The sequence below is a fragment of the Paenibacillus sp. plas6 genome (assembly GCF_057221655.1).
Map to the genome: position 1 here is coordinate 597372 of NZ_CM170151.1, position 19664 is coordinate 617035.

Here is a 19664-nt window from a genome sequence, read left to right on the forward strand (position 1 = left end):
ATAATAGCTATTATAATGGTAATTAATGTTACCGTTGCTTGACTATTCATTGTAACCCTATTTAGCGTACGGTATACTAGAAGCACATTTTGTAAAGAGGTGGAGTATGAACAATCTCAACATATCACGTAAAACTTGGACTACATTAATTGTACTGGCAATTGTAGCTGCAATCGTGTATGTCGTTATCGAAATTTTTTCCAGCTTAGAATATAGTGGAACAACAAGTGAGCAACGTCCGTTAAGCAAGCAAGTGGCGATAGAGCAAGCTACGCAATTTGCCGAGCAGCAAACTGGGCTTAAAGTTATAAAGGCAGAAGCCTATCATTATTCTGACAAAGATTATACAGGCTACCTAGCTAAATATGAACTTGGGAAAGAACATCAGGATAAAATTGATAAATTTTTGCCAATTGACCAATATCGAGTCAATCTTCTATTTCCTAATAAAATACTCGGCAGCGTCTATATGAATTTATATAGCGGCAACATTATTGGTTGGGAATTTAATTTAGACGGTACCGTGGCTGAACAAACAGACTCCTATCGTGAAATTGAGGCTGCCCTTAGCAAATTTGGTTTTCCAATCGATCAAGGCACACATATTCAAGCATATAACCGTATTGATGAAGCAGAAGGATTAAGTGCAATGAATAGATCGGCTGATGTAAAAGTCGGCTATTATGTCACTAACGATCATTTGAAAATTAAGGATGCTATCTTCCAATATGATACGGCTGTAATCCAATATAACGATAAGTTAATTGTAAGTACACTTAAACCGACCTTTGATGTCCCTTCAGATTATTTGAAGCTTGTTGATCGTCAAGATTTATATGCCACGATTTGGACGTACGCTGTTTATTTTCTATTTACGTTTGTATTAGGAATACTTGCGATCGTTTATGCAATTCTTTACCGCAAATATACTTCATTTAAGTATGGGGCATGGCTAACTGCTATCGCGACGATCATTTCATTAGTGCTTAATATTGCTATGTTTAAGTCTCAGTTCGGACTTGAAGGTGAAATGTTATCTGTAGCGGAACCTGCTATTAAAGTATTTTTCGTTTTTATTACTGCAGTTAGCTTAATTGCGGGTGCAGTAGGCTATTATTTCTCCTTTGTCGCTGGTGATGGTTTGTGGAAGGTACAAGGGTTTAGATTATGGCCAAGATTTAGAGATAACGATTATGGTCAGCATGTGTGGAATTCAATGAAACTTGGATATTTACTAGCTGTCATTGGTTTAGGACTGCAAGGTGTCATTTTTCTAGCGCTTTCGCTTGTAATTGGGACATGGACTGCAAATGATACATCGCAGTCAATTCTTAATTTTGATTACATGTGGTTTTACCCAGCAGCCGCTTGGTTTGCGGCAATTAGCGAAGAAGTCGTTTACCGTTTCTTTGGAGTAGGTATTTTACGTCGCTGGTTTAAAAATACATGGCTTGCAGCACTTATTCCAACTATCGTTTGGGCAGCAGGACATACGCTGTATCCATTCTATCCTTCAAGCACGCGTGTTATTGAATTAATCATCATCGGATACTTCTTTACATGGGTAATGATTCGCTTTGGCTTTATTGCAGGTATCTTTGTCCATGCAACATTTGATACAATTTTAATGAGTATGTCGCTAATTTTCTATGGAGAAACGTTCGATGTTATTTCAGGTTGGATCTTTATTTTTCTACCTTTCCTTATCGCTCTAGTGATTCGCTGGCTGCATAAGGTTGTTCATAGAAAAAAAGATACTGAGAACTTTAATCGTCCTCAGTATCCTCACGCAACGCCGTAAGTATCGTCGTTGCTAGTTTATCACCGATTCCAAGAGGCTTGAAGTCAGCAACTTCAGCCTCTTTTATTTTTTTCAATGAGCCAAAGTGCTTAAGCAACATTTTTCGCCGCTTCTCGCCTATCCCTGGAATAGCATCAAGCTTCGATTCTACCATTGACTTCGCTCGCTGCTGACGATGGAATGTAATCGCAAAGCGGTGTACTTCGTCCTGAATACGCTGCAGCAAGTAAAATTCTTGACTATCTCGAGCAAGCGGCACAATTTCAGGCGGATCACCGCTCATCAGCTCTGCCGTGCGATGCTTTTCATCCTTCACTAAACCGCATACTGGAATATATAAGTTCAACTCATCCTGTAAAATTTCTTGTGCGGCACTAATTTGCCCCTTTCCTCCATCGACAATGATAAGGTCAGGCAGCGGCAATCCTTCCTTCAGCACCCGCTCATAGCGGCGTCTAATCACTTCACGCATTGTGCCGTAATCATCAGGACCTTCGATTCCTTTAACCTTAAATTTACGATACTGCTTTCGGTTTGGTTTACCATCGTCAAACACAACCATTGCAGATACAGGATTCGTTCCTTGAATATTTGAGTTATCAAACGCCTCGATCCGATGCAAGTGCTCGATGCCAAGCGCTTTACCTAAATTGCGAGCTGCGATTACACTGCGCTCCTGCTCACGCTCAATCAGTTTAAACTTTTCATCAAGTGCATTTTTCGCATTTTGGATAGCCATTGAAACTATTTCACTTTTTTGCCCGCGCTGTGGAATAATAACTTTCACTTTAAGCCACTCCTGCAGCGAAGCAGCAATTTCTTCTCCGCTCATGCTGCTACCTTCATGCGGCATTGGCAACAGTATTTGCTTTGGTAGGGCTGGATTGTCGCTATAATATTGAGTGACAAAGCTCATAAAATCATCGTATTCCTCGCCAAAATAAGGAAAAGAAGTGCCTTTCCGCTCAATCAGCTTGCCTTGGCGCATATACATAATTTGTACACTCATCCAACCTTTATCTACGGCATAACCAAAAATATCGCGATCAAGTGCATCGTTAAGTGTAATCTTTTGCTTTTGCATTATCGTATCGATGGCAATAATTTGATCGCGATATTCCTTCGCTTTTTCAAATTCGAGATTTTCCGCAGCAAGCTCCATTTTGCGCTGTAACTCTTGCAGTACAGAATCCTCACCGCCATTTAAGAAACGAGTAATCTCTGTAATCATCTCATCATATTGCTCCTGCTCTACAGGAAACTCACAAGGGGCTACACATTGTCCTAAATGATAATATAGGCACACTTTATCTGGCAGCTTATCACATTTACGAAGCGGATAAAGCTTGTCGAGCAGCTTTTTCGTTTGCTGTGCTGCATAAGCATTTGGATAAGGACCAAAATATTTCCCCTTATCCTTTGTTACTCGCCGCGTAATTTCTAAGCGTGGATGCTTCTCGCTTGTTATTTTAATATAAGGAAAGGTCTTGTCGTCTTTCAGCAAAACATTATAATACGGGTAATATTTTTTTATTAAATTACACTCTAATATTAAAGCTTCAACATTGCTATCAGTAATAATGAATTCAAAATCAGCAATTTCACTAACAAGTTTTTGTGTTTTTGCATTATGACTGCCCGTAAAATAAGAGCGAACGCGATTTTTTAGTATCTTAGCTTTACCTACATAGATGACAGTACCTTCACTGTTTTTCATTAAATAACAGCCTGGGCGATCAGGAAGAAGCGCAAGCTTATTGCGAATATGCTCTTTTACAGTAGCATCTGTTTGACTGTCCTGAAAGGATGACACGACTCTTCCTCCTCTGTACTGTAATACTGTATTTCATATTGTAGCATATTTTTTTTATAAATTTGCTCCCTTAAAATACAGAATATCGCTCAACTACCTTTACAATTTAGCAAAATATTGGGTATACTAGGTAAAGCAATTGGTCTTGTCAAGGAGGACTATAAAATGGAAAATGTTCGCGATCCACGCCAACATATTAACGAAGAGCCACGCGACGATCTTAAAGACGTTATGGTTGGCTTTGGTGCTATGTTTGGCTTCATGACCGTTGTGTTCGTTGCCGCTGTCGTTATAAAAGCATTAATGTAAGCGTAATGCTTTTTTGAGAGGGCAACAAAAATCCCGCTGCTTTCAATGAAAACAGCGGGATTTTTGTTTGAACAGGACTATTCAATTGAAACAATATTATATAATGACAATACTTATCTTAGCCCTCAGCAGCTTCTTTCTTGTTAGAATGAATTGCGGAGGTTAATGGATAACGAGTACGCTCCATACGGTCAATTTGCACAATTTGACCATCATGCACGGTCACAACCACTTGACCATATTGCAAACCTTTAAGCTGCTGTGCAATTCGTTGCTGCCATATTGCATCTGTCTCTTTCGTCATAATCATCAATCCTCCTCAAACTTTTTATGTGAGACTTACTTGTAATTGCTTCTCTGTACATAAAAAGCACTTCGTAAGCCCTCACTTTAACTGCGAATCCTATCGTAAACTTACGGTTCTTTTACTTGACGCTGCTCCTTCCACTCCACAATTGCTTTAACAATCAAAGTAAATATTGCAAGCAGCATTAATAGTGAAGCTATTGCAAAGGCAGCAGAAAATTGATACTCATTGTATAAAATTTCAACATGCAAAGGAAGAGTATTAGTTCTGCCACGGATATGTCCAGAAACGACAGAAACAGCACCGAATTCCCCCATCGCCCGAGCATTACATAAAATAATTCCGTAGAGTAAGCCCCATTTAATATTCGGCAATGTTACTCGCCAAAACACTTGGAAGCCTTTTGCTCCGAGACTTACAGCCGCTTCCTCTTCAGTAATGCCTTGCTGCTGCATAAGTGGAATAATTTCTCGTGCGACAAATGGCACAGTAATAAATAATGTTGCAATAATAATGCCAGGTACTGCAAAAATAATTTTAATATCATGATCTGCCAGCCATGGACCTAAATATCCTTGCGCTCCGAACAACAGAACAAAGACAAGCCCCGCAATAACAGGTGATACAGCAAACGGAAGATCAATTAATGTGAGCAGTACTTGTTTGCCGCGAAATTTAAATTTCGATACTGCCCAAGCTACTAACAAACCAAATATAGCATTTAACGGTACTACGATTAGTGCAGTAATTAACGTTAACCTTAGTGCTGCTAGTGCATCACTGTGTGAAATAGCGGCAAAATAAACATCGGCTCCCTTTTTTAACGCCTCGACAATTACTTGAGCAAGCGGCAAAATAATCATTAATGTAATGAACAACACCGCAATACCAATTAATAACCAGCGTATGACAGGTGCTTCCGTAATATGCTTCTCACGCGCCTCAACGCGTCCTGAGCTACGATAGCTAACAACTCCAGCCATGAAAATTCCCCCTTTAATGATCCTTGCTCCAAGCTATCCCCTTAGGAGTTCGCAGTCATTCGCCGATTCATTCGCCATTGCAGCAAATTGATAAGCAGCAATAATATAAAGGAGACAATTAACATTACTGCAGCTATAGCAGTTGCTCCAGCGTAATCGTATTGCTCCAGTTTAGTCATAATTAGCAGCGGTGAAATTTCCGTCTTTAATGGCATATTGCCACTAATAAAAACAACAGAGCCATACTCGCCAATTCCTCGCGCAAAAGCAAGTGTAAAACCAGTCAGCAGGGCAGGATATAAGGTTGGTAATATGACCTGAAAAAAGGTGCGAAAGCGATATGCTCCCAGCATTACCGCTGCTTCTTCAATATCTTTTTCCAAATCTTCAATTACAGGCTGTACCGTACGAACAACGAACGGAATACCAATAAAGGTTAATGCAATGATAATCCCTAAAGGTGAATAAGCTACTTTTATGCCAAGCGGTTCAAGCCACGAGCCAATCCAACCATTTTTTGCGTACAATGCTGTCAACGCAATACCCGCAACCGCAGTTGGCAGGGCAAAAGGAATATCAACGAGGGCATCTAACAGCTTCTTGCCTGGGAATGAATAACGAACAAGCACCCAAGCAACGATTAAACCAAATACTGTGTTAACTAGCGCTGCACAAAATGCTGTTACTAAACTTACGCGATATGAAGCAACAACACGCGGATTCGTAACTGTATTCCAAAACTCAGCAGGGCTAAGTTCAAATGATTTAATAAAAATGATGGCTAGTGGAATAAATACGAGAATGCTCAAATAAAAAAGAGATAATCCTAACGTTAGTCGAAAACCTGGAATGATTGAACGTTTTGTCATTTAACTCGTACTCCTTCAATACAGCCAGGAAGCAATTAGCTTCCTGGTGTATAGATTTGGTCAAATATTCCTCCATCAGCAAAATGCTTTTCTTGTGCAACTTTCCAACCACCAAAGTCTTTATCAATTTCTAGTAGCTCCAGCTCTGGGAATTGCTCCTTGAATTGTTCAAATATCGCTGGTGTAGTTGGACGATAGTAGTTTTTACCTGCTATCGTTTGACCTTCATCACTATATAAATACTGTAAATATGCTTCAGCTACTTCTCTAGTACCACGTTTATCAACAACTTTATCGACGATCGCAACTGGCGGTTCTGCCAAAATACTTAATGAAGGATATACAATATCGAATTTATCTGGGCCTAACTCATTAATTGATAAATAAGCTTCATTTTCCCAAGCTAGCAGCACATCACCAATTTCACGCTCTACAAATGTTGTTGTCGAACCTCTTGCACCTGTATCTAATACTGGGACATGTTTGAATAGTTCAGTAACAAATTGCTTCGCCGCTTCTTCATCGTTATTGTTTTGTTTTAGTGCATATCCCCAAGCTGCTAAATAGTTCCAACGTGCCCCGCCTGATGTTTTCGGATTTGGAGTAATAACTTCCACTCCTTCTCTTACTAAATCGTCCCAGTCCAAAATATTTTTCGGATTGCCTTTACGGACTAGAAAAACGATAGTCGATGTATATGGCGAGCTATTTAACTCAAATTGAGATTGCCAATCCTCTGAAATCAATCCAACGTTCACAATTTCTTCAATATCATAGCCAAGTGCTAAAGTGACAACATCTGCCTCCAAGCCATCAACAACAGCACGAGCTTGCTTACCAGATCCGCCATGCGATTGCTCAATTGAAACCTCTTGCCCTTCCTTTTCTAGCCAATATTTTGCAAAAGCTTCATTAAAATCTACATAAAGCTCTCGCGTTGGGTCGTAAGATACGTTTAATAGTTTAACAGGCTCTTTTTTCGAATCTGAGTTATTATCTGAATTTGAACTATTTTCTGTTTGCGTATTGGATGTGTTTGCATTGCTGCCAGATTTAGTATTGCCAGCTTCATTACCTCCTCCGCAAGCAGCTAATACACCTACTAATAGAGTGAATACTGTAGTTAATAAAAGTGAACGAAAAGACCAATGTTTCATAACTTAATCCCCCTTAAAAATTTCCGGGATAGGCTAATGTTCACTCCAGTTGTCTGGTCATCAACAATTATTCCTATCAAATTAGTTGGTTATGTGGAGATATTAACAACGATTGCTATCTTTTGTCAATAGTTTTTTTTAATTCCTTCATAACTTTTGCTTATAATGGCGTAAATCAGGCAATAAAAAAGCTGTTCAGTTAGTCAATGGGTTGACTCTGAACAGCTTGTAACGCTTCAGCAAATATCGCTTGGCAATACATCGCTTCGATATTTAGTGCTCCGTATCATCGCCGTATTCATGCTTCGGAATAATACGTCTTCCATCACGCTTTTTAACCCCTGCTGCTTCAATGATTTATCGGTAGCAGCAGGGGTTAAAGGCGGATCGCTGGCGCTTTTCATACGTATTATTCCTTAACTGGAAACTCCATGCATATTTGCTTTATAGACTTTTAAGGCGAACCGCCGCGCTTTCTATTCTGTTTCCCTTCACTGTTAGCAATGATTAGCTTAGCTTGCTCCAAAAATGCATTATTACGGACAGCTCACTTTTCATAGCTTTCTTATTACATAATAGCTTTTCTATGCCTGTTTTTTGCGGCTCATCATTAGAACAACCCCTGCTAGAACAAGCAAGATTGCTAAAATAGGTTGACCGAATAGTTCTTCGCTCATGATGTTACCGATGAAGTAAACAGCGAAGAACAATAACGATAGAGTTGTAAAAATAATTATCGGTAGGAGCAGCCATTTATCACGATAACCAAACCAATACAGCTCAAACAATCCTGTTGCCACTGCTAATATAAATCCTGGCCACATCTGCCCCCAATTATTGAACAGCATAGCAATTTGACATACCACACCTGAAACGAGCAATATTCCTCCTGGTACAAGCAAGCCAACTCCTCTACGAGCAAGCATGCCGAAATAGAACCAATGAAAAAATAAACCTAGTGGAATTACAAACAATGTTGGCCAAAAATGTGCAAAAATATAACCTGTACTCATGCTTCCTGCTGGATTAAGTAAAAAATATAGCCCGACTAATAACAAAACTGGGCCAATAATTGCTTTCTTCATCATAGTCAAAATCCCTTTCTGCTTAACTTATGTAACCTTCATCGCCTTTTCCAACCGCCATTTATCACGATTTTGATTTTAGCAGAAGATTCTATTCGCTACACCGTACTTGAGGGACAGGTTTATCCTAGACTATGGTCTAGAAATAAAAAAGAGGCTGGGACAAAACTTGTCTCTTAAAACAAGCAAACGGTGAAATCTGTTCAAAGATTTCACCGTTTGCTCATTTTAGGCTCTGTTTTTCTAATGCTATGCTACGTTCGTAGCACATATTTCCTTAAGTTTACTGCCATTAAGGCAAGTCCAATCTCATGCTCAACTTTCCGTTTTCCTCGAACTGAAAAGCGAGTGAAACCTAAATTAGCCTTCAAGAATCCAAAAACTGGTTCTACGTCAATTTTTCGTTGACGGTAGATCTCCCCTGTTTTTTCTCCTGAAAGCTGCTCTCTTACATAGGTTTTTTGTTGTTCCCAACGTGCATTGATCATCAGTTGTCGGTGTCTTCCTTCTTGTGCTTTCGTACATGAGGATCGGAAAGGACATCCTGTACAATCCGCACAAGCATAGATCTTGAATTGTCGCTCAAACCCATCTTTATCTTTGCGTATGGTATAGCGTTGAAACGTTAGTTCCTGTCCATTTGGACAAAGATAACGATCCTTTTCGGCATCATAGTGCCAGTTACTTGTTTGAAATGGATCGGTTTTAGACTTTCTCTTTTGCTCACGCTCATACATCGTATACTTTATTAATGGAACACGCTTGCGCTTCGTGATCACATCCTCATAGTTTTGCTCACTTCCATATCCGGCATCCGCTACGATATAGGTAGGCAAGTCAAAATAATGGGTTTCAATTTCATCAAGAAAAGGAATAAGCGTCTTGGTGTCCGTTGGATTGGAATAGATACCATAAGCCAGTGTGTATTGTCCTTCGGTTGCAATTTGTACATTGTATCCAGGCTTCAATTGTCCATTCTTCATGTAGTCATCTTTCATTCGCATGAAGGTTGCATCAGGATCGGTTTTGGAATAACTGTTGCGCTTTCCGAATCGTTGTTGATGAAGCTTGTACATGTTTTTTCGTTCCATCCAATCACGGACTTGCTTGAGTAGTTGTTTTGGTGCTTTTCGCTTGCTTCGTAATTGTTTTCGTTCACTCGTATCTTCGGATGCTGCGATCTTTTCTGTATAGCTTTCAACCACTCGCTCAAGGTGTTCTGCGATCTCCAGTAAGTTTTCCGTAGAGAGTTCTTGCTCATGTTCAAGCTCTGGAATGATCTTTTGTTCCAATAACTCGTTGTACAGTTGATTCGACTTTTCAATGAGCCGAGCATGATGTTTGTCCACGGCTTTTTTCCATACAAAGGTGAACTTATTCGCATTGGCTTCAATTTTGGTTCCATCAATGAACATCGCTTCTTGGGTAATGATCTTTTCTTCCACTAACTTCGAGCGAAATTGAACGAAGCACTGGCGGAGTAAGTCTTTCATCACAGGATGAACACGGAAACGATTAATCGTACGGTAGCAAGGTTCATAGCCTTGAGCTAACCACATCATCCGAATACTGTCTTTCGTAAGAGCTTCAATTTTACGACCAGAAAAGGCAGATTGAGTGTAGCCGCATAGAATGATCTTGAGCATCATGCGCGGATGATAGGCTGGACAACCGTCACGACGAACAAACGAACGAAACGCTTCATCTGGAATACTTTCGACCAAATGATGAATGGCAAATGCGATATCATGTTTATCTAATTTAACTTCTAAATTTAGAGGCAAAACTAATTGATTCATGTTATAATCTTTAAACATAAGGAACACCTTTCTTTTGAAATTTTTGGGGTGAGATACTTAAATTTTAACAGAAAGTGTTCCTTTTGTATGTAAAAAATGAACTCCTGGCATTCTACTTTGTAGAGCACCAGGAGTTTTCTTTCATTTAGCTGGGTTTTGTCCCAGGCTCTCTCCACGTTTATTTTTTCCGAGAATGACTAACTCGTCCACATAAGGCTTAACACGATTCATTAATCGTTTGCCTTTATGATGCTCTTCTCCATCCTTGTTCGTAAAGCTAAAATGACTTTCCAGATCGGATAGAGCGTAATTGGATGTGTAGAAGGTCGGCTTGCGCTCCATGCGATAGTTTAAAATTGCACCTAACACATGGTCACGAACCCAAGGACTTAAGTTTTCTGCACCAATGTCATCAAACACGAGTAAATCTGTTTCCTTCATTAAATCAACCGTTTCCTTGAGCTTGGCAGGCTCATGCATTAACACCTTAATATCCTCAACAAAATCTGGCATATAGACGATAATGCCTGAATATCCTGACTTTGCAAGCTCCTGCAGCATAAAGCACATTAAATATGTTTTACCGACACCAAAATCTCCTGCTAAGTACAAGCCTCTATAAGATAACCCTTCCTCTTTCGTGCGATTAATATACTTTAACAGCTCTCCAACAGCTTTTGCTCGCTCCAAATCTCTGCCGATAATCTCATCTGCAGAATAGTTTCGCTTCAAAAATTTATCGTCTAAATGAAAGCTGCGAATACGATTGCGAAGCTGCATTTCATGCTGTTTAGCACGCAACTTTTTACATGCAACTTTTTTATCAATAAGTTGAGCTTCCCCATTCATCTGTTCAACTTGAATCATCGTATAATGACCTGTAAAATCATTCGGACATTGTTCAAGTCCTGGACATTGGCTACAATTACGATACTCGCTAACATACTGATATAAGCGATTTAAATTAACTTTGATCGCATCATCCGATAAGGCTGGATACTTTTCTCGCAAGCTAATAATTAACGGTTCCTGCATAAGCTCAGCGCGCTTTTGCTCCGCCATTTTTAGCATCTGCTCACCACTTGGCCACGCCTTTAACATATCGCCTAACGATTCCATTCCTTATCACCTCATTTTCCGCATCTTTAGCACAATTATGATTGCTGATCAAATTTGCGAGCTAGTTCACGCAGCTCCGCAAGCTCCTCCGCTGTAATTTGTGGTGCCGCCACCTGTTCATTACTAACGATCGGAATAACTGGTTTTTGACGATTACCGCTGCGTCCTCGATTGTTAACACGTGTGCCGTTGCTGCTTCTTTTTGCTCCATTAGCTACAGGAACTGGATTAATTCCATCTTTACGCATGTCAAGCTCTCGAGCAAGTTGCTCTTGTTCACGAACATATTGAACAGCCTTTTCAAAGCTGTCTACTCCCTGCATCAGCATGTTGGAGGCAACTGAATCTAAGTATCCTTTTGTAATTCGACGACTTTCATTCATCCCGATAACATAATGAATAAGAACGTTTATAACTGGCTGGGTAAGCTTATAATGCAAATCTATTCGTTCAAATACATCAAGTATCCAATCTGGCACTTGTCCAGGAAAATATCGTTTTAGAAACTGAGTATGTGGTTCATTGCGCATTAACGCATTATATTGCTTAATATCACAAAAGCCTTCAAGCTGCTTCGGCACAGGTAAAAAATATTGCTCGTCAACATCTACTTCCGGATCAATTTCCTCTGCTTGCTGATGATTCTCATCAATATCTTTCCTAAACATTTCAATACGAGATAATCTTAATGTACGCTGTTCCTCATGCTTTTTATCCTGATGGAATTGCTGTACCGCATTTTGCTCCAAACGCTCTAAATCTAATTCTCCGGTCACGTCGAATACGCCATCCTCATCTAGCAAACGAGAAATTTGAGATACAGAAAGATCATATTTTATCGCCAAGAAATTAATATCTTCAAGCTGCTTCCTGCGATTTCGCATCTGCTCAACATAATAACGATTATTCGAATGATGAGGAAATCGATTTAATAATTCGCTATGTGTAAATTTTAAAGCAACACTATGAATTGGATTGTCTTTACTGCGAGCTGGAGCAATCTCACTTAAAGCCTGCTCAAGCTCCACATCAATAACTGATGCATTTAATTTAAAAATATCATAGAACGGCACAGATAAATTTTCCTTTTCATAGTTTTGCTCATCAGCAAGCTCTTCAGGCAACGCTGCATGAAGCTGCTCACGAATATGAATAACTGCATATTTGCCAAGCTTATCGCGTAAAAGCATCGTTAAATGTGTATTTTGAAAAAATTCTTGCGGAGACAGCGGGCTATACAGCTCATACTCATAAACAAAATCACTTTGCTCATCTTGCATAAACCGAGAGCTTTGCAGTAAACCAATTGCCTCCAACAGAGAAAATTGCTCCAGCAAATAGCTGCGGCTCTTATCATTTAAAGCTAATCCAAGTCCGAGCAATAATCGACGATGAGGTTCAAGCGGGGAATACCCTGTCTTTCCATCAGGAACCATCATACATAACTGCTCGTACAGCGATATTGCAAAAGCGCCAACAAGCGGTTTATATATTAAAGCAAGCATACGGTAATCTATTGTACTCAAAGAAAAATCTCGATAACAATAAAAACGATGATGCTCTGTAAACTCAAATAAATGCTGGATTCGCATAGAATAGACTCCATCCTTTTGACAATCTTCATTCTATTTTAACATAAATCTCCCTAGTTCGTACGAATGAAAACTTGGTAATCTCATTCTTATTTTAAAAACAGCAAGCCGCTGTGAGCTTACTTATGTAAACTCGCAACGGCTCGCTATGCTAGTTTATTTTATTTTTTTGCAAGAACATCTAACGCCCAAATTCGATATAACACAACTGCCGCCTCTGCACGAGTTAAGGAGTCAAAAGGTGCAATTTTATTATTTTTGCCTTTTACAATACCTGAAGCAACTAGTCGATTAACAGCAAGTTGTGCATAATCTGAAACGCTGCTAGCATCCTCTAGCTGATTGCTTGTAACAACAGGCAACGATTTATTGGCAATATTCAAAGCGCGTAACGTTAACACCATCATATCTTGACGAGTTAGCGATTCATTTGGCTTAAAGTTACCTGCTTGATCTCCTTTAATTAACTGATTGGAAGCAGCAATAGCTAGGTCGTTGTAGTAATAATCCGATGGCGAAACATCGTTAAACTGCACTTCACTTGGTTGCTGTTGCAGATTTAGTACGCGAACAAGCAATGCAACAAAATCAGCTCTAGTAATCTCTGCATTAGGGTTAAAGGCATTATTCGATACGCCGCGAATAATGTTGCGAGCTGCCATTGCAGCGATCTCCTTCTCTGCCCAAGCAAAGTTAGCCGTATCTGTAAATGGATTTTCCACGAAAGCACCTACAAAGCTACTGAAATGAGTTGTTGTAAAGACAATCGATTTTGCACTGTGATCGTAACGGCTAGAAGTAATTGGGTGAGGACTTCCTGATCCGTCAACATACCAAATAACAATTTGATCACTTGATGCCAGCTCTGCTTCGGTAGCCTCGTATGGCAAGCTGATCGTCACTGGTGCACTGTCATTGTTAAATTCAATATTGCTTCCCGCACTGTTAGAGAAGCTAATCTCTATCGTCGGCTTATTCCCAATTAGGGCAACTACTTCAGAATCTAGCTTAGTTTTATCAACAGATGAAATCGTTAATGTAACATTGTCACTTAATGCATTATGATTGCTTAGAACATCGCTAGGAATAGTTACTGAACCAAGCGGTGTACGCACGACAATTTGATGTTCTTTACTTGTTTTATTCAAGACACTAGCTGGCAAGCTTAACTGTAAGCTATCTGTTGTTACTTTCGTTAGATCGAGCGTTACCGTATTGCTTGATGATGCAGAAATTGCCGCTGAAATTTGCTCTGCTGTAACCTCTGTAGTCGATACTTCATTGACAACCGTTACAGAAGGTGTAATTGTTGCTGTTGGCGGTGCAGCTGTAGGACTTGGCGTTCCAGGCGAGCCTGAGCCTGATCCTGGTTTTGGTGTAACATAACTTGGATCGATTAATTTAATTTCACCAAAAACAGAAGTATCGTTATATGCTTGACCAGTAGAGTCATTCCATGCTGCTACTCCTCTACGCGAACCGCTTGCAGCATCATTAATTTGAATATCAAAACCGATTACATCATTATGCTTCGGTTCTAGGTAATCCCAAGGAATCTTAGCTTCTACAATATACGATGTGCCATTAACAGAAGTCGCAGATTCAAAGCCTTCAGCTTGATGCGGTGCGCCAAATGAAGTTTCATTATCATAATTCACACGATATTGTCCGTCATCATCACCGTAAGCAATTGATTTTTCATTTAATTCATCAACAAAAATTTCAATAGAATCTTGTTCATAAGCATTTACGCTTCGTTTATCTAACTCCGTATCATTAACTGTAGCTAACACATATAAATAATCTTTATCCCAAAGCACTTTCGCTGTTCCTGTTGCGACATTGTGTGCTTGTTGGAACGTATTAATGTGCAATGTCTCAGCATTGTTCCATATACTGTCTACTTGGCCATCAATTGTTGGTGTACCTAGTATAGCAGTTCCCTGTTTTGGCGGTACAGTTACAATTGGATTATTTTCCAAGTATTCCGCTGGATTAATCGCAGCATAATAAGCAGGCTTTGCTTGTAAACGTTCATTGAATAGCAACGGGAATTGCTCTTTTCTCCAGCTTAAATCATCGTGCAGTCCCCAAAGCGTTACTCGTGAAATGTGTTCGCTGTTACGTTTATACAAATCAAACAATTGTGCGTATAAATAAGCTTGGGTTGCAAGCTGCTGCTCAGTCGGCGGAACACTTCCGTTCCCTGGAATAGTAATATCAAGCTCTGTAACACCTACCTCAACACCTAAAGAAGCATAACGTTCTAAGGCTGCTTCAACAAGCGGGAAGCGTGTATTAATATTGTAATGTGCTTGCATGCCGATACCATCAATTAGCTTTTTGCCATTATGCTCAGCTGCATATTTTTCGTTAAGCTCCTTCACCATCGAGTAAATCGCTACGGACTTATTTGGACTTTCATCATTGTAGTCATTGTAGTAAAGCTTAATATTTGTACCGTGTTCTGCGTTAATTTCATCGACGACTTCACGCGCTTTTAAGTAAGCTAATTCAATAAAGTCATCACCGATTGATTGTCTCCACATCGAATTACGTAGCGCTTTTCGCCAATCTGTTGGATTTGATATGCTGTCAGAGAATGCTTCGTTGACAACATCCCATGAAATGACATCTGTGCCAAAATGTCTAATGACGGTTTCAATATGAGTTTCCATATTTTGAATAGCTTCTTCACGAGGAAGCGGATTACCATTGCTATCCTCATTCATCCATCTTGGCGATTGGGAATGCCATACTAACACATGACCGTGAACAGCAAAGCCATTTTCCTTCGCAGCAGCAATTAGACTATCTGCAGTATCCCAAGTGAAGACGCCTTTTTCCGCTTGCAGCTGATCAGGTTTCATCGCATTTTCCGCTGTAACGAGATTAAAGTGATGCGATAATAGCTCAAAATTTTTGCCGCTAAATGAGTTAGGACTTACGGCATTACCAATTAAGAAATGATCTTTATAAGCATTTTTCAAAGGTGTTAACGATTTATCAACCTCTACAGGACCTAGATCTAACGGTTCAATGCTAATGTCATCAATATAGAATGTAGCTGGAGCAAATTCTGGTTGATTATAAGGTGTTTCTACATACAGCTTGACGTTTTCATGTTTTAAGTTATCAAAGCGTCTTACACCTTCAAGCAATACCCAGCCATCTTCAACAGTAACCGTTTTTTGCTGAACGGTTGGATAAGAGCCATTTTCTTCAAAAGTTAATTTTAAAGGAACGCTTGGGTAGCCTTCTGGCGCAGAAGCTAGCTTCACCCATGCCGAGAATTTATAGGTTACGCCTTCCTCTAAATATTGGGCGATGCTAATAATCGGACCGTTCCAATGCTCGCTGCGGTTTGTAGTTAATAACGCATATTGTCCGCCCTCGGTATGGTTATCAGTATTCACCACTTGCACCGTTTCATTACTGCGCGGACCAAAGCCGTTTAACTCACCATTTTCAAATGTGATGGTTTCAAATGGCAGCGCTGGCGCACGAGGCGGTAATTCAGTAGAATCATAGCTAAATTCTACATGACCAATATAGAAAGGAACCTCTTTCCCTGCTGAATTAGATTGAACACGAAGTTTATAGTCTGTACTTTTTGCATCAAAGCTGCCGACAAGCGTTAGTGCCTCCCCTGCCACCATTGCTTTATCGCCGCTTAATGGAATATGGGAATACGTATCATTATTTTCACTATCTTTACCTAAAATAACGAGCGCATACTCTGATCCTGCTGCAATACTCTCTCCTTCATCAACATATACACTTGCAGTAACCGTATACGTTTTCCCTGGTGTTAAAATTAACGGTTCATTGCCAAAGTTAAAGTCAATGCCGAAATAGTCTGCACTTCGATTGCTCACATACAGCGCTTGACCGTCAGCATTACCTGCAAAATCTTTCTCGACTTGTGTTAGCGTAACATTTCCTGCTGGGCTGTTAATTGCTGTATTTGGATTAAACCCTGCAGTAAACTCTTCAGTGTACAGAACATGCTTATAAACAGGCTCCTCAGAATCTACAGCAATAACTTTAATTTCATTAATATAGAAATTCACATTTTGACCCGCTTCGTTAGTTTGGAAACGCAACTTATCATCTCCAGCATCGTAAACGAAGCTTGCAGTAATTGTCGTTGGCTCGCCTGCCTTAATCTCCACTTGGCTGTCAGGAATCGCTCGATAAGTTGGGTCGCTGCTTTCAAGCTTTAAAATTTGGAAGGATGCACCTGTTGACACTGTCTCCGTATTATCAACATATAATGTTGTTTCAATTGTGTAAGTTTTTCCTGCAGTCAGCCCCATATGACCGTCGCCAAGCTTAAAGTCTGCTGCATCGTAAGTTTTCGTACGATTTCCTACATAAAGTGCTGCGTCTGTGCTGTTTCCATCGTTAGATTGATCGACATAAACTAAATTTGCATCACCAGATTGAAAGGCAATGCTCTCTCCATCATCAAACGTTTCATGATATACGATTTCACCATTCGTAGGCGGTGCAGCTTTTTCAAATTCTCCTGTTATCATCACTTGGCCAACAATATAGGAAATTAGCTGCTCATTATCATCGCCAATCGGATTAATTTGAATCCGTAAACTTGCAGTATCCTCTGTATAAGTAAATGGTAAGCTTACTAAAGTACCCGTTTGTGATTCTAAATCATCAAAGCTTTGGTAGCTTGAGTAGTTCGTATTGTAATAACTTTTCTCATTTATATCTTTATAGGTTAAAATAACAGATTGAATTTGTTGAGATTGTGCCGGATACACTTCTTCTGAATAAATGGAGTAGGTAGCAATATAGGATTTTCCTACTTCTAAATTCAATGTGTCCAGCTTAATATCAATTGCATCGTAATTGTTTACACGATTTTCAATTTTAACTCCTTGACCGTCTCCATTACCTGCAAAACGCAAGCTATGGAGCGATGTTTTATCAGACCAAACAAGGTTGTTCATCGAAGTCATTGCATCAAAATACTTCACATCACGTTTCGCAATAACTTCAGTTGGTGCAGGACCGCCAAGCATTCCTGCAATATTTGCAAGTGTCGTTGAATCGGTAATATAATGTCTGCCTTGCTCAAATAAATCAGAAGTGCCGGAAGGATAACCTACTTTAAAGCCAACCTCAATTCCTAAAGCTTGAGCTGCTGCTTTGACATTATCGTTATATTGCCCATAAGGATAAGCGATTAGCTTAGGCGAGCGTCCAGTTATCTCCTCAATAAATTGATTTGCTTCAGATAGCTCTTCTAAAGCATCCTCTTCACTAATTGAATTCCATACATTGTATTCATGGTAATAGGTATGGTTTTCCAAAGTGACAATATGGCTGTAATGCTCGTGAATATACTCTAGCTGTTCCCTTGACATGCCATAACCTGGTGTTTCTCCATGCCAATTTGGAACTACAAATAAAGTAGCCTTCATCTTATATTGATCAAGCACCGGCAAAGCATAATTTAAAAAACCAGGTGTTCCATCATCAAATGTTAATAGAACAGGATTTACATCTTGGGGAACCCCATTTTTCATATAATCGATATATTCATCGGCTGTAATCGTTGTATAACCACTTTCGTCTAAATATTTCATCGTTGCTAAAAATGTTTCGTACTGAGTTTCTGTCTCTGAAGATGTACTTCCTTTAATGTCATGGTAGAGCAAAACCGGGATGTGAGGCGGAGATTCCGCAAATACTGAAGATACAAAAGCGTTAGCAGGAAGTAAAAGAGTTAAGCTTAGAAACAATGGTACCACTTTTCGTAGAATCTTGTTCATTTTTGACCTCCTATAATTGTAATCGCTTTCAATGCTTGCGATTTCAATTATACTAAGTGGGCGGTTTTGCTTTAATTAAATAATTTTACTAATTATTAAAGAAATTATAGTTTAATCTTTCTAGTCAATATCTTACAAGAGAGCCAAAAGCAATTGTGATACACTAACTATTAGAAGGAGGTTGTTCGTGTGGGACGAGAAGAAAGAACTGTACGCTTTGATCATGATTTGCAAATAGAAGCCTATCGTTTTAAAGGAATTATGCAAAAGTTTCCGAACCACTTCCATGAATATTATGTAATTGGAGTTATTGAGAAGGGACAACGACGCTTAAATTGTAAAAACAAAGAATATGTAATCGGTACAGGCGATCTTGTCTTTTTTAACCCTCTGGACAATCATGCCTGTGAAGCAATTGATAATGAAACATTAGATTATCGTTGCTTAAATATTAAGCCTGACATTATGCGAAAAGTGACAGAGGAAATTACAGGACAAAATTATCTCCCTTCCTTTGCTGCTCCTGTTGCTTACCGAAGTGAGCATGCTCAGTTGTTACATCATCTTCATCAAATGATAATGGATGAAAGATCAGATCTGAAAAAAGAAGAGGCTTTTTACTTTCTTATTCAACAGCTTATTGAAAAATATACGATAAAGCTCGAAGACATCGAGCCAGAAGCTGGCAAGCAGGAAATTGAAAATGTCTGTCGCTATTTGGAACAACATTATGCAGAGCATATTACTTTAGATGATTTAGCAAAAATAGCGAATATGAACAAATATTCATTGTTACGCACATTTACCCGAATTCGCGGAATTACTCCGTATCGTTATTTACAAACGGTTCGGATTAATGAAGCAAAAAAAAGACTAGAACAAGGAGCAAAACCGCTCGCTGCAGCAATCGAAACAGGCTTTGTTGATCAGAGTCATTTTAGTAATTTTTTTATGGAATTTATAGGGTTAACACCCGGACAATACAGAGATATTTTTATTCAAAATGAGAAGTGATTTAATTTAATTATTAAA

13 protein-coding genes and 1 pseudogene are annotated in these 19664 nt (G+C 39.3%); 3 read left to right on the top strand and 11 right to left on the bottom strand.

The features are described from left to right. Positions 1 to 106: 106 nt before the first annotated feature. A complete protein-coding gene (locus AC2TDL_RS02780; protein WP_484698621.1) occupies positions 107 to 1801 on the top strand; it encodes a CPBP family intramembrane glutamic endopeptidase in 1695 nt (564 codons plus the stop codon). Here the strand turns inward: AC2TDL_RS02780 and uvrC are convergent. Next, the gene (uvrC, locus tag AC2TDL_RS02785) at positions 1767 to 3614 is read right to left on the bottom strand and encodes an excinuclease ABC subunit UvrC (protein ID WP_484698623.1); all 1848 of its coding nucleotides are present in this window, start codon (positions 3612 to 3614) and stop codon (positions 1767 to 1769) included. The two genes, AC2TDL_RS02780 and uvrC, sit on opposite strands and share 35 nt — an antisense overlap. Before the next feature lie 165 nt (positions 3615 to 3779). Between uvrC and AC2TDL_RS02790 the strand changes: the two genes are divergently transcribed. Next, positions 3780 to 3923 carry a YqzM family protein gene (locus tag AC2TDL_RS02790; protein ID WP_484701012.1) on the top strand — a complete coding sequence of 48 codons (144 nt, stop codon included), beginning with the start codon at positions 3780 to 3782 and terminating at the stop codon, positions 3921 to 3923. A gap of 118 nt (positions 3924 to 4041) precedes the next feature. Here the strand turns inward: AC2TDL_RS02790 and AC2TDL_RS02795 are convergent, their stop codons facing one another. The 10 genes and pseudogenes from AC2TDL_RS02795 to AC2TDL_RS02840 all read right to left on the bottom strand — a co-directional run bounded on the left by AC2TDL_RS02795 (position 4042) and on the right by AC2TDL_RS02840 (position 18632). Next, the gene (locus tag AC2TDL_RS02795; RefSeq protein WP_484698625.1) at positions 4042 to 4227 is read right to left on the bottom strand and encodes a YezD family protein; all 186 of its coding nucleotides are present in this window, start codon (positions 4225 to 4227) and stop codon (positions 4042 to 4044) included. A gap of 110 nt (positions 4228 to 4337) precedes the next feature. After that, positions 4338 to 5213, bottom strand: a complete 876-nt coding sequence (gene cysW / locus AC2TDL_RS02800; protein WP_484698627.1) for a sulfate ABC transporter permease subunit CysW — start codon at positions 5211 to 5213, stop codon at positions 4338 to 4340. A gap of 41 nt (positions 5214 to 5254) precedes the next feature. Further along, on the bottom strand, positions 5255 to 6082 hold the full coding sequence (gene cysT, locus AC2TDL_RS02805; protein WP_484698628.1) for a sulfate ABC transporter permease subunit CysT: 828 nt from the start codon (positions 6080 to 6082) through the stop codon (positions 5255 to 5257). A gap of 35 nt (positions 6083 to 6117) precedes the next feature. Next, the gene (locus tag AC2TDL_RS02810; RefSeq protein ID WP_484698630.1) at positions 6118 to 7239 is read right to left on the bottom strand and encodes a sulfate ABC transporter substrate-binding protein; all 1122 of its coding nucleotides are present in this window, start codon (positions 7237 to 7239) and stop codon (positions 6118 to 6120) included. A 236-nt stretch (positions 7240 to 7475) separates the two neighbouring features. Then, on the bottom strand, positions 7476 to 7643 hold the full coding sequence (locus AC2TDL_RS02815; protein ID WP_484698632.1) for a hypothetical protein: 168 nt from the start codon (positions 7641 to 7643) through the stop codon (positions 7476 to 7478). A 180-nt stretch (positions 7644 to 7823) separates the two neighbouring features. After that, on the bottom strand, positions 7824 to 8327 hold the full coding sequence (locus AC2TDL_RS02820; protein WP_484698634.1) for a hypothetical protein: 504 nt from the start codon (positions 8325 to 8327) through the stop codon (positions 7824 to 7826). Positions 8328 to 8593: 266 nt separating this feature from the next. Further along, positions 8594 to 10141, bottom strand: a pseudogene (locus AC2TDL_RS02825) (IS1182 family transposase); the annotation flags it as partial. 123 nt (positions 10142 to 10264) lie between these two features. Further along, on the bottom strand, positions 10265 to 11242 hold the full coding sequence (dnaI, locus tag AC2TDL_RS02830; protein ID WP_484698635.1) for a primosomal protein DnaI: 978 nt from the start codon (positions 11240 to 11242) through the stop codon (positions 10265 to 10267). Positions 11243 to 11277: 35 nt separating this feature from the next. After that, a complete protein-coding gene (locus AC2TDL_RS02835) occupies positions 11278 to 12834 on the bottom strand; it encodes a replication initiation and membrane attachment family protein (RefSeq protein ID WP_484698636.1) in 1557 nt (518 codons plus the stop codon). A gap of 161 nt (positions 12835 to 12995) precedes the next feature. Then, a complete protein-coding gene (locus tag AC2TDL_RS02840) occupies positions 12996 to 18632 on the bottom strand; it encodes an endo-1,4-beta-xylanase (RefSeq protein ID WP_484698638.1) in 5637 nt (1878 codons plus the stop codon). A 189-nt stretch (positions 18633 to 18821) separates the two neighbouring features. Here AC2TDL_RS02840 and AC2TDL_RS02845 point away from each other — a divergent pair, with 189 nt between their 5' ends. Next, positions 18822 to 19646, top strand: coding sequence for an AraC family ligand binding domain-containing protein (locus AC2TDL_RS02845; protein ID WP_484698639.1), 825 nt, complete (start codon positions 18822 to 18824; stop codon positions 19644 to 19646). Positions 19647 to 19664 lie beyond the last annotated feature (18 nt).

What these genes read in the sequence shown, in the direction of transcription:
- AC2TDL_RS02780 (WP_484698621.1), top strand. Translation starts at nt 107, where the DNA reads ATGAACAATCTCAACATATCACGTAAAACTTGGACTACATTAATTGTA.
- AC2TDL_RS02790 (WP_484701012.1), top strand. Translation starts at nt 3,780, where the DNA reads ATGGAAAATGTTCGCGATCCACGCCAACATATTAACGAAGAGCCACGC.
- AC2TDL_RS02795 (WP_484698625.1), bottom strand. Translation starts at nt 4,227, where the DNA reads ATGACGAAAGAGACAGATGCAATATGGCAGCAACGAATTGCACAGCAG.
- cysW (WP_484698627.1), bottom strand. Translation starts at nt 5,213, where the DNA reads ATGGCTGGAGTTGTTAGCTATCGTAGCTCAGGACGCGTTGAGGCGCGT.
- cysT (WP_484698628.1), bottom strand. Translation starts at nt 6,082, where the DNA reads ATGACAAAACGTTCAATCATTCCAGGTTTTCGACTAACGTTAGGATTA.
- AC2TDL_RS02810 (WP_484698630.1), bottom strand. Translation starts at nt 7,239, where the DNA reads ATGAAACATTGGTCTTTTCGTTCACTTTTATTAACTACAGTATTCACT.
- AC2TDL_RS02815 (WP_484698632.1), bottom strand. Translation starts at nt 7,643, where the DNA reads ATGAAAAGCGCCAGCGATCCGCCTTTAACCCCTGCTGCTACCGATAAA.
- AC2TDL_RS02820 (WP_484698634.1), bottom strand. Translation starts at nt 8,327, where the DNA reads ATGATGAAGAAAGCAATTATTGGCCCAGTTTTGTTATTAGTCGGGCTA.
- dnaI (WP_484698635.1), bottom strand. Translation starts at nt 11,242, where the DNA reads ATGGAATCGTTAGGCGATATGTTAAAGGCGTGGCCAAGTGGTGAGCAG.
- AC2TDL_RS02835 (WP_484698636.1), bottom strand. Translation starts at nt 12,834, where the DNA reads ATGCGAATCCAGCATTTATTTGAGTTTACAGAGCATCATCGTTTTTAT.
- AC2TDL_RS02840 (WP_484698638.1), bottom strand. Translation starts at nt 18,632, where the DNA reads ATGAACAAGATTCTACGAAAAGTGGTACCATTGTTTCTAAGCTTAACT.